Source organism: Archangium gephyra, from assembly GCF_042230915.1.
Taxonomy (GTDB): Bacteria; Myxococcota; Myxococcia; order Myxococcales; family Myxococcaceae; genus Archangium; species Archangium gephyra_B.
On the sequence record NZ_CP102578.1, the window covers coordinates 3346618 to 3359369 of the forward strand.

The 12752-nt window shown below is 71.4% G+C and carries 8 protein-coding genes; 4 read left to right on the forward strand and 4 right to left on the reverse strand.

Annotation, left to right across the window (positions count from 1 at the left end):
- Positions 1-6 precede the first annotated feature (6 nt).
- The 3 genes from NR798_RS13555 (at position 7) to NR798_RS13565 (ending at position 3735) form a co-directional block, all read left to right on the forward strand.
- Positions 7-1281 (forward strand): DUF2914 domain-containing protein, encoded by a 1275-nt coding sequence (locus NR798_RS13555; RefSeq protein ID WP_375771877.1) that lies wholly within the window; start codon positions 7-9, stop codon positions 1279-1281.
- Positions 1281-1787 (forward strand): hypothetical protein, encoded by a 507-nt coding sequence (locus NR798_RS13560; RefSeq protein WP_375771878.1) that lies wholly within the window; start codon positions 1281-1283, stop codon positions 1785-1787. Before NR798_RS13555 ends, NR798_RS13560 begins: the two co-directional genes overlap by 1 nt.
- A 97-nt stretch (positions 1788-1884) precedes the next feature.
- Complete coding sequence (locus tag NR798_RS13565) at positions 1885-3735, forward strand: ATP-binding protein (RefSeq protein ID WP_375771879.1); 1851 nt, start codon at positions 1885-1887, stop codon at positions 3733-3735.
- Positions 3736-3741: 6 nt separating this feature from the next.
- Here NR798_RS13565 and NR798_RS13570 read toward each other — a convergent pair whose 3' ends face one another.
- Positions 3742-5271, reverse strand: coding sequence for an aminopeptidase P family protein (locus tag NR798_RS13570; protein WP_375771880.1), 1530 nt, complete (start codon positions 5269-5271; stop codon positions 3742-3744).
- 157 nt (positions 5272-5428) lie between these two features.
- Here NR798_RS13570 and NR798_RS13575 point away from each other — a divergent pair, with 157 nt between their 5' ends.
- Positions 5429-9163 carry a serine/threonine-protein kinase PknK gene (locus NR798_RS13575; RefSeq protein ID WP_375771881.1) on the forward strand — a complete coding sequence of 1245 codons (3735 nt, stop codon included), beginning with the start codon at positions 5429-5431 and terminating at the stop codon, positions 9161-9163.
- On the opposite strand, the gene NR798_RS13580 is transcribed toward NR798_RS13575, so the two are convergent.
- The 3 genes from NR798_RS13580 to NR798_RS13590 all read right to left on the reverse strand — a co-directional run bounded on the left by NR798_RS13580 (position 9134) and on the right by NR798_RS13590 (position 12658).
- The gene (locus tag NR798_RS13580; protein ID WP_375771882.1) at positions 9134-9883 is read right to left on the reverse strand and encodes a 16S rRNA (uracil(1498)-N(3))-methyltransferase; all 750 of its coding nucleotides are present in this window, start codon (positions 9881-9883) and stop codon (positions 9134-9136) included. The two genes, NR798_RS13575 and NR798_RS13580, sit on opposite strands and share 30 nt — an antisense overlap.
- Entirely contained in the window at positions 9880-11163 is a 1284-nt protein-coding gene (locus NR798_RS13585; RefSeq protein ID WP_375771883.1) for a hypothetical protein, read from the reverse strand. Before NR798_RS13585 ends, NR798_RS13580 begins: the two co-directional genes overlap by 4 nt.
- A gap of 130 nt (positions 11164-11293) precedes the next feature.
- A complete protein-coding gene (locus tag NR798_RS13590) occupies positions 11294-12658 on the reverse strand; it encodes a hypothetical protein (RefSeq protein WP_375771884.1) in 1365 nt (454 codons plus the stop codon).
- Positions 12659-12752: the final 94 nt, after the last annotated feature.

The window sequence follows — 12752 nt, forward strand, 5'->3', positions numbered from 1 at the left end:
CTGGCCGTGGCGACAGCAACACCGCGCACCGCCGACGAGACGTCCGCTCCCGAGGCGCCGGCCGAAGCCCCGGCGCCCGTGGGCCCGCTGGGGCTCGTCTCCGAGGCGCCGGCCGCCGTTTCTCCTGAGGACTCAGCCGAGACGGAGAAGGCGCCCACCCTGAAGCAGCGGGTGCGGGACTTCCGCGCCCGCCACGCGAAGTGGGAGCTGGCGCTCTTCTTCTTCGCGAGCTTCGCCTACGACATCGCCACGCTGCGGCGCATCGACAACTGGTTCGTGCTCACCAAGCAGGGCCTGTTCCTGGGTGTGCTGGGCCTGCTGCTGCTGGTGGAGCTGCGCTGGAGCTGGGGCACGGAGCCGCCGCGGTGGCTGGCCCGGGTGTGGCGCTTCCGCGAGGACGCGCTGCACTTCTTCCTCGGCGGCCTGCTCAGCCCCTACACCCTCTTCTATTTCAAGAGCGCGTCCGGACTGACGGCGTTCCTGTTCCTCGCGGGCGTCTTCGGGCTGCTGGTGGCCAACGAGCTGCCGCGCTTCCGGGCGCTGGGGCCCGTGGTGCGCGTGGGGCTCTTCAGCTTCTGCCTCACCTCGTACTTCGCCTACCTGCTGCCCGTGGTGCTCGGCTACTACAGCGGCACGCTGTTCATGGCCGCCGTGGGCCTGGCCTGCGCGGTGACGCTGCTCCTCACCCCGCTGGTTCGGGCGTGGAGCCGGGACGGGCGGCGCACGCTGCGGCACGTGGCGTTGCCGGGGCTCGGCGTCCAGGCGCTGCTCGTCGGGCTGTACCTGCTCAAGGCCATTCCCCCGGTGCCGCTGTCCATGCTCGCGAGCGGCATCTACCACGGCGTGGAGGTGGTGAAGGGGACCAAGGGCCGGGACTACCGGCTGCTCCACGAGCGCGCCGAGTGGCGGCTGTGGGAGCGCGGGGACCAGGACTTCCGCGCGCGCGCCGGGGACCGGGTCTACTTCTTCGCCAGTGTCTTCGCCCCCACGAGCTTCAAGCCCCAGCGCGCGGGAGACCGGGGCACCCAGCTCGTCATCCGCTGGTACCACGATGATCCGGAGAAGGGCTGGACGCAGTACCACGCCTATGACGACCTGTACCTGGAGCAGGGCGGGCGCGAGCAGGGCTTCCGCACCTTCGCGTACGTGACGAATCCTCGGCCCGGCGACTGGCGCGTCTCCATGGAGACCGAGGACGGACGGGAGATCGGCCGCCTGTCCTTCACGGTGACTCCCGATGACGCCTCGGCGCCGCGCGAGTTCAAGGTGGACGCGGGGTGATGATGCGCTCCGCCCTCCTGGCGCTCCTGGTGCTGGTGGGCCTTCCCGGCCTCGCGCGGGCCCAGCCCGTGACGCCGTACCACCCCCGGATCGCGGGCGTGCCCCTGTCCTGCAAGTCCTCCCAGGGCGTGCCGGTGGCCTTCGTGCCGAACACCTCGCTCGCCGATGTCGGCCTGTGGTTCCCCGGGTGGCCCGGTGTTCCCGCGCACGTCGAGTACAACCCCGGCCTGCTGGCGCGGCTGCCACCCGGAGCGCAGCTCTTCTGGTTCGGCCATGCGTGCGCGCACGCGGTGACAGGAAACACCGGCAGTGAAGAGGGCGCGGACTGCGCGTCCGTCCAACTCCTGAAGCGGGAGGGGCGCATGTCGCGCGCGCAGGTGGGCGAGCTCCAGTCCTACTTCCTGAACGCGCCTACGGTGGTGCAGTGGGGCCATCGGCCAGGGCCCGCACGCGTGCAGCGGCTGCTCGCCTGCTACGACCAGGCGCCTTCGAAACCCAAGAGTTGAGCCAGATGTCTTCCGGTGGATGCCGCGGCCTTCGGGCAGGCCGCGCGCGAGCAGGAAGGCTGGAGGCCTCCCAACACGTGCGATAGCGTCGTCCTCCTTGCCCCCCACCCAGACCTCCCCTCCCGGCGCCCGGCGCTCGGCTGTCTTCAGCCTGCGCACGCGCGTGGGACTGGTGGTGTGCCTCTTCGCCGTCATGGCCGTCACGGGCGTGGGAGTGGTGGCGGGGTACCTGGCCGAGCAGGACGTGGATGTGCGCGTGGGCGAGGGGCTGGCCACGGTGGCGCAGTTGCTCGCCGAGCGGACGCAGGCGCAGCTGAACGTGCACCTGGAGCAGGTGAGGATGCTCGCCGAGCTGGAGCGCCAGGGGTTGATGCCCGAGGGGCTCGAGGCGCGGCGCGTCCTGCTCGAGGCGCTGCAGCACGGCACCCCGGACTTCGCCTGGGTGGGCTTCCTCGATGCCTCGGGCGTGGTGCGCTACAGCACCGGTGGCCTGCTCGTGGGCGCCCTGGTCTCCGAGCGCCCTGCCTTCCGCGAGGGCCGCCGGGGCACCTACCTGGGCGACGCGCACGAAGCGGTGCGGCTCGCCTCGCTGCTCAAGAGCACGGAAGGTCCCCTGCGCCTGCTGGACGTGGCGGTGCCGGTACACGCCGCGGATGGCACGCTGAAGGGCGTGATGGCGGCGCACATCACCTGGGATTGGGGCCGCGCGCTCAAGAGGGCGCTGGCGGACACGGCCGGGGCGGGGCTCGAGGTGCGGCTGTTGCGGCGTGATGGGGCGCTGCTGAGCGAGCCGCCCACGGGAACGGAGGCTTTCCGTCAGGCGGTCCTGCCCGCGCCGCTGGAGCGGCACGTTCAGCAGGGGGGCTGGGCCGAGGCGACATGGCAGGACGGGCGGGCCTACCTCACCGGCATCGCCCCGCTGCGCGCCACGGGCACCACCCCCACGTTGGGGTGGACGGTGCTGGTGCTGCAGCCGGCCGAGGTGGCCTTCCAGCCCGCGGTGGCCGTACGCGAGCGGCTGACCTTGCTGGGGTTGCTCGCGGGCGTGCTGCTGGCGGTGGTGGGCTGGGCGCTCGCCGGGCGCGTGACGCGGCCCCTGAAGGACATCTCGGCGGCGGCCGAGCGCCTGCGGGCGGGGGAGTTCGACGTGCGGCTGCCGCACGCGGAGCGGGGCGATGAGATTGGCGCGCTCTCCGCGTCGCTGGAGGCGCTGCTGCGCACGCTCGAGGCGCGCGAGGCGGAGCTGCGCCGGGCCCTCGCGGTGCGCGAGGACTTCCTCACCGTCGCGGCGCACGAGCTGCGCACCCCCCTCACCGCGCTCTCGCTGCAACTCTCCTCGCTGAAGCGGCAGGCGGCCGCGGCCGGGGTGGGCGAGCAGTTCGCCATGAGCCTGCAGCGCGCCACCCGGCAGGTGAAGCGCCTGGGCCAGCTCAGCGAGGCGGTGCTGGACACCTCGAGCATCGAGTCCGGCAAGCTGGAGCTGGCACTGGAGCCGCTCGAGGTGGGGGACTTCACGCGCGAGCTGCTCGAGCGCATGCGCAACGCGTCGCCCGGCGCGGACCTCCGCCTGGAGACGTGTGCCTCCGCCAGGGGGAGCTTCGATCGCCGCCAGCTCGAGCAGCTGCTCACCCAGCTGGTGCTCAACGCCATCAAGTACGGGCGCGGCAAGCCCGTCACGGTGCGGGTGGAGGCCACGGCCATGGAGGCCCGGATCTCCGTGCGCGACGAGGGCATTGGCATGCGGCCCGAGGACCAGGAGCGCGTGTTCGGCCGCTACGAGCGCGCCAGCTCCTCACGTCACTACGGGGGCTTCGGGCTGGGGCTCTACATCGCGCAGGCGGCCGCCCAGGCCCATGGGGGCCGCATCCTCGTGGAGAGCGAACCGGGCCACGGCTCCTGCTTCACCGTGGCCCTGCCGCTGCGCGCGCCCCAGCAGCAGCGCGCGTAGCCGGGACTACTTCTTCTCGCTCCAGATCTGCTTCATCCAGTCCTCGACGTCCCGCGACTCGCGGGGGATGTCCTCGGACAGCACGCGGCAGCCCGTCTTCGTCACCAGCACGTCGTCCTCGATGCGCACGCCGATGCCCCGGTACTTCGCCGGCACCGTCAGGTCGTCCTTCTGGAAGTACAGGCCCGGCTCCACCGTCAGCACCATGCCCGCCTTCAGCTTGCCGAACTTGTAGGCCTCCTGGCGCGCCTGCGCGCAGTCGTGCACGTCCAGGCCCAGCATGTGGCTGACGTTGTGCAGCGAGTAGCGCTTGTAGAACTGGTGCTCCTCCTTGAGCGCCTCCTCCGGCGTCGTCTTGAGGATGCCCAGCTCATACAGGCCCTGGGCCAGCACCCGCATGGCCACCCGGTTGGGCTCCATGAAGTCGTTGCCCGGCTTCACCGCGGCGATGGCCTGGTTCTGCGCCTCGAGCACCAGCTCGTAGATTTCGCGCTGCTCCTTGGAGAACCTGCCGGAGATGGGCAGCGTGCGCGTGATGTCCGCCGTGTAGAGGCTGTTGCCCTCCACGCCCGCGTCCAGCAGCAGCAGCTCGCCCTTCTTGATGTCGCCGTCGTTGCGCGTCCAGTGCAGCACGCACGCGTGGTGGCCGGCCGCGGCGATGGTGCCGTAGCCCACGTCGTTGCCCTCCACCCGGGCACGCAGGTTGAAGACACCCTCCACCTCGCGCTCGCTCGTGGCCGCCTTCAGCCGGCGGATGACGTCCTCGAAGCCCCGGTGCGTGGAGTCGATGGCCGTCTCCAGCTCGCGCACCTCCAGCTTGTCCTTGAGGAGCCGCATCTCGGACAGGGCCGTGGCCAGCTGCTTGTCGCGCTCGGTGTGCTCGGGCACCGAGCTGTCCACCTTGCCCGAGTGGCCGCGCAGCACGCGCGTGGGGATGACGGCCGCGCCCCGCAGGCCCTCCAGGAAGGTCTGCAGCTCGGGCAGGCCGCGGGCCTCGTGCACGCCGAAGCGAGCCTGGCTCTCCTTCACCCCCAGCCGCGGGCCTACCCACAGCTCGCCCTTCACGCGGTCCGTGAAGAAGGTGGAGTCGCTGCGGCCCGGGTTGGGCTCCACGAAGAGGAGGTCCGTGTGGCCACTGCCCTCCTTCGGCTGGAGGACCAGCACACAGTCAGGCTCCATGTTGCCCGTCAGGTAGTAGAAGTCGGTGCCCGGCCGGAACCGGTAGTAGGTGTCATTGGCACGCACCTTCTCGTGGCCGGTGGGAATGACGAGCGTCTCGCCCGGGAAGAGCTTGGACAGCTCGCGGCGCCGGGCCTCGAAAACGTCCGCGTTCTTCATCTTCGGGACGGGCTTGCCGCCCTGGGGCTTCCACCCCTGCATCATGAAGTCGAGCAGCGCCTGGGGAGGCGTCGTGTCGTGGCTGGCGGGCTTCGCCTTCGACTCCGACTCGGGGGTGACGAGGGGCTGCTGCTCGGGCGCCTGCTCCTGCTCGGCGGCCGCGACGGCTTGGGCTCTGGTGGGGGTCTTCTTCGCCATGGGGATGACTCTTCAACAACCCATCGCGCCCCTTCAAGCCCGATGCACCGCGTCGCGCGGCGCAGTGTGTCCTTCCGTGGTGGTACTCGCTCTCCGGGTGAGTCATGCTATCCCCAGTCTCCCCGGCTTTCCGTGAGCCAGGGGACGCGGCCCGGTGATGAGCGACGAAGAGCAGACAGCGATTATCGAGAGCAGCCAGGGTCTTCTCTCCAACGGCACTTTGGGCTCCCTGGGCTCGCTGGACAACCGCACGCCCATCACGACGCCGGGCATCTCCATCGCCGAGCGGCGCTCGCTCGAGCCGGGCATGTGGGTGTCGGGCCGCTATCACATCCTCGAGGTGTTGGGCGAAGGCGGCATGGGCCGCATCTGGCTCGCCGAGGACGCGCAGGAGCAGCGCCGGGTGGCCCTCAAGGTAATGCAGGTGCCCGAGGGCCTGCCGCCCGGCAAGGTGGAGGAGCTCGTGCTGATGTTCCGCCACGAGTTCTTCGCGATGAAGCGGCTGCAGCACCCGGGCACCCTCAAGGTCTTCGACTGCGGGCTGACGGAGTCGGGCCACCGATTCATCACCATGGAGGCGGTGGACGGGCAGGACTTGAGCCGGCTGGCGCGCGAGCAGGTGCTCGACACCCGCACCCTCTACCGCGTCCTCATCCAGATGGCGCAGGTGCTGGCCTTCATCCACTCGCGCCTCTACGTGCACTGCGACATCAAGGCCAGCAACGTGCGCATCACCGGCTCTGGCGCGGTGAAGCTGATGGACTTCGGGGTGATGCACCAGCTGGGCACGCCGGGCTCCGGCCGGCTCAAGGGCACGCTGGAGTACCTCGCCCCCGAGTGGCAGCGCGGCGCCAGCATCGACGGGCGCGCGGACCTCTACTCGCTGGGGGTGATGGCCTTCTTCCTGGCCACGCGCCATCTGCCCTTCAAGCGCGATACCCCGGCGGCCCTGCTGGCGGACCACCTGTCCACGCCTCCGCCGCGGCCCTCCAGCTTCGGCCCGGTGGACCCCTGGTTGGAGGAGATCATCCTCGTGCTGCTCGCGAAGGATCCGCGCGAGCGCTTCCAGGATGCCTCCGAGCTGCTGTCGGCGCTGTGCCACGCCAGTGGCGAGCCGCTGCCCGAGGAGCCGCTGTCGGCGCGAGCCAGCTACCTGCACGTCCCGGAGGTGGTGGGGCGGCAGGCGGAGCTGGAGCTGTTGCTGCGGGCGCTCCAGAAGGCGGGCCAGGGCCAGTCGCGCGCGGTGATGCTGGGGGCGCCCGCGGGCGTGGGCAAGTCGCGCCTGCTGCAGGAGCTGGAGCTGCAGGCCCAGCTCGCGGAGATTCCCGTCGGGGTGGGCCAGTGCCGCGCGGAGGGACTGGCGCCCCTGGCGCCCATCGGCCAGGCCCTGCGGATGCTGGTGCCGCGCACCCCGGCGGAGCTGCTGGAGCGGCTGCGGCCCTTGCTGGGCAGGCTGGTGCCGTCGCTCGCCACCGTGCCGGTGCCTGGCTTCCGGGACGCGGGCGCGGAGAAGATGGCCGTCTTCGGGGCCCTCGCCGAGTGGCTCCAGACGCTGGGCCACCAGTCCCCCTTCGTCCTGTGCATCGAGGACCTGCAGTGGGCGGATGCCGCGTCGCTGGAGGTGCTCAACGTCATCATCCGCTCGCTGCACCAGACGCGCGGCATGGTGGTGGCCACCTTCCGCTCGAACGAGCTGAACCGGCTGAGCCTGGCCTTCGAGACGGTGGACCAGGGGCTCACCTCGCGGCTGGAGCTCGCGCCGCTGGAGGCCGTGCACCTCGAGGACCTGGTGCACCAGGTGCTGCCCGGCCTGGAGGTGCCCGCGGACTTCGTGGCCCGGCTGCACGCCACCACCGGCGGCAATGCCTTCTTCGCCACCGAGTGCCTGCGCATGCTGGTGGAGGAGGGCGCCCTGGTGCGCGTGGGCGGGCGCTGGAGCGTGGTGGGGGACCTGGAGGCGCGTGCGCTGCCGGCGAGCATCCGGGAGGCGGTGCTGGCGCGGCTGGCCACGCTGCCCGAGGAGCGGGTGGCGCTGCTGCGGCGGCTGGCTCCGGCGGGGCGCAGCCTGGAGCTGCCCCTGGTGCGCGCCCTGGCGGAGCTGCCCGAGGCGGAGCTGTTCCAGGCGCTCGACGAGCTGGTGGAGCGGCAGTTCCTCCAGCGCGTGGAGGGCCGCTGCGTCTTCACCCACGACACCGTGCACGAGTCGCTCCACGAGAGCACCCCGGAGGCGGAGCGGCGGGTCCACCACGGGCGCATCGCGGAGATCCTCCAGCAACTGGGCGGCAACCGGCCCGGCGTGGCGCGGGCGGTGGGCTACCACTTCACCCGCTCGAACGAGCCGCAGCGCGCCGTCGTTCCGCTGCTGCGCGCCGGGCAGGCCTCCATCGAGGCCAAGGCCCTGCTGGATGCCACGCTGGTGCTGAAGGAGGCCGCCGCGCTGCTGGAGGCCGGGCCCCGCTCACCCGAGCGCGTGGAGCAGCTCATCCGCACCTGGGTGACGCTCATCGAGCTCGGCTACGTGAGCGATCCGCCGACCTCGCTGCTCTACGCGGAGAAGCTCTTCGCGCACTGGGCGGCCACGGTGGACCTGGGCGAGGGCCGGCGGGAGGCGCTGGAGCGGCTGGCGGCGGCATGCGCGGCCCCGGAGGCCGAGCGCGCCGAGGCCCTGCGGCGCGTCATCCGGGAGATTCCGCTCGAGGCGCGGATGGCGCCCGCGGACGTCTTCTGGAAGCAGGCGGAGCTGCAGATCTTGCAGAGCATCGCGATGGCCATCATGGGGCGCACGGCGGAGTTCCACGCGCTGCTGGAGCGCGTGCAGGCCGAGCACCCGGTGGAGTCTCCCTACCGCGCCGGTGCCCTCATCGCACGGGGCGGGCTCAGCGCGCATACCGGCCGCTTCGCGGGCGTGGTGGAGGCGCAGCGCGCGGAGGTGGATCGGCTGCGCGCCCTGCGGGACGCGGTGGGGCAACCACCCCGGCGCCTGGCGTGGGCGCTCGGAATGGGCTGCTACTTCCTGAACATGAATCTGGCCCTGCGCGGTGAGCCGCTCGACACGGTGGCGACGCAGGACGGGTTCGACGTGGCGGACACCTACGGCTTCACCGACATCCGCATCTACCACCTGCAATCGCAGATCGTCCGCGCCTCCTTCATCGGAGATGCCACGGCCTTCGTCCCGCCCTTCAGCGAGAAGCAGGAGCTCATCCGGCTGCTGGGCCACCCGCGCCTGCCGGAGCGCAACCTCGCCATCTACACGCCGCCCTATTACCTGGAGCGCGGCGAGCACGAGCTGGTGGCCGCGGTGGTGGCCCGGGGCGAGCAGCTCGCCAAGGTGTTGCCCGGAGATCGCTGGCTGAAGCTGTACGTGCTGGTGTACTCGGCGTGCCGGGATGTCCTCTTCGAGGACGTGGCCGCCGCGCGCGAGTCCCTGCCAAAGGCGCTGGAGGCCGCGCGCGCGGGGGACTTCCGGATGGAGACGCTGGTGCGTGTCTACCAGACCCGCTTCGAGCGCTCCCAGGGCCACCCGGAGGCCGCACGTGAGGCCGCGGAGGCGGCGCTGCGGCGCTCGCTGGAGCCGGTGCTCGCCAATCCCTTCGATGAGATCCTCTCCCGCCGCGCGCTGGCGCCCCTGGTGCCCGGAGAAGAGGGAGAGGCGCACCTGGCCCGCGCGCTCTCGCTGGCCGAGGCCACGGGCAACGTGTTGCAGGTGGGACTGGTGAACCTGGACCTCGCGGAGCGGTGGCTGGAGCTCGCGCCCGAGCGGGCGGAAGCGGCGCTCGACGCGGCGGAAAGCACGCTCATCACGGTAAGGGCCGGCGCGCTGTTGCCGCGGGTGGGAGGCCTTCGCGCGGCACTGCGCCCCCTACGCCGGGCGGGCGGCGTCCTCTCGTAGCAGCGCGAGCTGCCCGAGGAGGACGGGGACGGCGGTCTCCACGCGGAGGATGCGAGGGCCGAGCGAGAAGGGCCGGAAGCCGTGCGCCTCCAGCAGCTCCGCTTCGAAGGGCACCCAGCCTCCATCCGGTCCCACGGCCATCACCACGCGCGGCGCCTGTTGGACGCCCACCCGGTGCAGGGGCTGGGTCGCGGGCGGGTGGGGGAGGAGCCGGAGGGCCTCGGTGCCGAAGACGGCATCCAGCTCGTCCTCGACGAAGGGGCGGAAGCGCTCGCGGATGAGCACCTCGGGCAGCCGGGTATCGCGGGCCTGCTCGAGCCCCTGGAGGAGCAGCTCCTCGACGAAGCCGGGGGCGAGCACCTTGGAGTCGAAGTAGCTCTTCTCCACGCGCGCGGCGTTGACGAGCACCACCCGGTCCACGCCGAGCTGGGCCGCGGCGGGCAGCACGCGCTTGAGCGCCTTGGGGCGGGGGATGGCGAGCAGCAGGTCCACCCCGGCCCTCGGAGGAGGCGGATCGGTGAGGGAGACGCGCAGGTGCAGCAGGCCCGGGGTGTTCTCCAGCACCTCGCCGGTGCCCACGAGCCCACCGAGCCTGCCCACGCGCAACGTCTCTCCGGGCTCGGCACGGAGCACCTCGCGGGCGTGCTGGGCCCGGCGGCCCGTCATCTGCACGGTGCCGTCGGGCAGGAAGTCGGAGTCCTGGAGGAGGAGGAGGTTCACTTCCCGTCCGTCACCTTGTCCTGCTGCCGCTGGAACTGCTCGACCTTCTTCACGGTTGCGCGGGCCTTGTCGAGGAGCTCCTCGGGAGTGGGGATGCGGGCCTTCTCCAGGGGGGCCTCGGGGCTCCGGTTGCCGGCCGCGGGCGAGGACGCTGGCCCGGAAGAGGCCGGCTCCTGGCCCGTCTGGGAGGAGGACTCCGAGAGCAGGGAGTTCATCATCTGCTCTCGGGTGCGTTGCACTTCCTCGACCTGCTTCGCGGCCGTGCGGGCCTTGTCGAGCAGCTCCGCGGGAGAGGCGAGCTTCGCCTTCTCCAGGGCCTCCTTGGCCGCCGCGTCCTTGCTGGCCTCGAGCGCGGGCTGGGGCTCCGGCGTGGGCTCGGAAGGCCGCGGCTCCCCGAGACCCATGGGGCCGCTCACGGTGAGCACCTGGGCCTCCACCGGCCTGGCCCGCGAGCGGTACTGCTCGGGGACATCGTCGAACGAGCTCACGAAGTTGACCGTCTTCTTGTCGTCCTCGTACTGGTACATGCCCGCGGCGCCGGCGAAGACGTGCTTCTCCTCGGGTGCGGCCGGGAAGCCCTCCCCCTCGAAGCCCAGGCTGAACGAGTGGCCGTCCACCGTTTCGAGCTCGACGGCCTTCCCATTGGAGGTGTAGCGCGGAGACGTTCCCGGGAAGCCTCCATGGCCCTTCACCCAGACGATGCGCAGCTGGGGCTCCCTCACCTCGATCGGAGCGCGGAGGAGGGCCCCGGCCTTGGCGCCCTTCACCCGCACGCCATGCTCATAGAGCGTGGCCACCTCCAGGTCCTGCCAGTTCGCCTTCGTCTGGAGGGAGGCGGGGAGCGGATCGATCACCAGCACCCGCTTGCCGTCCGGAGAGACGAACTTGAGCTGCTCCCGCGTCGCGATGCAGGTGTCCCAGCGCCACATCACCTTCTTGTCGTCCCACGGCGAGGACCACGTCGAGGTGCTCGTGCACCGGGTGGTCTTGCCGTCGCGGAACGCGGTCTGCTGGATCTCCGCGTTCCCATCGGCCGAGCGCGCCGACCACGTCTGCTCGGGAAGCTCATCCCCCGGAGGAGGCAGGGCCTGAGCGGACGGGGCTTCGGGGGACGGGGCCTCGGCGGGCTGGGCCTCTCGGGCCGCTTCCGGAGGGGCGGGCTGCGCGCCAGGGTCCTTCATGGCGCTGGGGGGCCGCTCGAGCCCGTCCGCTGGCTCGGGTTGGGCGGGCTGCTGACAGCCGCTCAAGAGCAACGCCACCACCAGACTCCTCAATCGCATGCGGCCCCTCGGTGCTCCATGTCAGGAGGCGGGAGCGTACACGAATCCCGGCGGTGCCCGGAAACCCATCCACGCGGATTGCCGGGGCCTTGGAGCTCACTCCGCGTCGGGGGTGAACGCCATGAGTGGTTCAGGGCAGCTCGCCCTGGCCCGCGAAGGCTTGCATCCACGCGAACTCGTTCCGGGCGCGGTGCGCGCAGGACTCCTCGCGCAGCGGGGCGATGGGCCAGCGATCATAGGCCGCCTTCTTCACGGCGTCCTCCCAGTGGCCCAGTTGAATCCAGGCGGCGATGCACTCCTCACGGGTGGGGACGTGCTGTGTCAGCTCGGAGCCGTACATCTGGAGCCGCAGCCCCATCTCCAATTCCAGACGGGAGGGCTGCTCGCGCAGGCGTGCTCCGACTTCGTATAGCAACCGTCCCAGCCATCGCAGCTCGTCCTCGGACAGGTGCGCCTTGCTGGCCCTGGCGCGCTCCAGGAGCCATGTGCCGTGGGACGTGGCCTGGGCCAGCGAGGTCATCATCCAGGCGTGGTGGGCGGGGCCGTACGCGACGTCCATATGCCCTTGCATCTCCCGGAAGACCTCCTCGCTGGAGGGCTGCTTCCACTCGCGCAGCGCGACGAGCTTCTCGAGCGCCTCCAGCTCCCGCCGCTCGAAGGGGGCCGAGCGCGAGGTGCCCGACAGGAAGGGGATGAGGGCGAGCTGGAGGGTGCGAGGAGCGGGTCCGGCGAGCTGGCCGAGCCGCTGCTCCACCGCCGCGAAGCAGGCCTGGCGCATGGGCGCCGCCTCTTCGAGGGAGAGCAGTTGCTCGCGCATCGCCATGAGCAGGGGAATCGACTGGCAGCCGAGAACCCGCTCGCGCATCCATTGCTCCTTTCCCGCCATCGTGCCGGGAGACACGATTCCCACGGGGAAGAGCCAGTCCTCGCCAGGATGCACCTGGGTGAGCATGGGTGAATTCAGGCGATTCCACTCGATGGGGGCGGGGAGCAGGGTGCTCTTGCGGAAGTCGGGCTGGCCCAGGGCCTTCCAGGAGTCGAAGAAGGCATGGTGCCAATCGGGCGCGCGGGGCAGGCGCTCGATGAAATCCAACAACAGACGCGCCTCCGGGGTGTCGCTCAGGACGGGTGCCGAGAGGTCCTCCCGCACCACCTTCCACGCATCCTCCTGCATGTACCAGCAGGCGCTCACCAGCCGGGCCGGTGCGGAGGATGGAAATACCTCGAGGGCCAGGTTCGCGTAGGTGCTGGCGCCCGAGTCGCCCGCGAAGGAGTACCAGGCGGCCTCCTGGGCAAGATCCGCGGCCCGGGCTTCCGGGCTCTTGCTGTGTTTCTCGGGCCCTCCCCTCAGGACACGCCCTCCCTCCACCTCCCATCCGTCCTCCGGCCCCAGTTCCTCCTCCTGCCTGCGCCGCTCGCGCTCACCGAGCCACCGGATGGTGGCCCAGCCACTGCCTACCGTGGCGGGCACCAGTCCCAGGGCCCAGCGCAGCAAGCGGCGGCGGGGCCACCGCCGTGTTCCCGCTCCAGTTTCCTCCGGAGGCGTCCCGCTTTCTGGACCCCTTTGTCCGTCCCTGGCCGATGCGCTC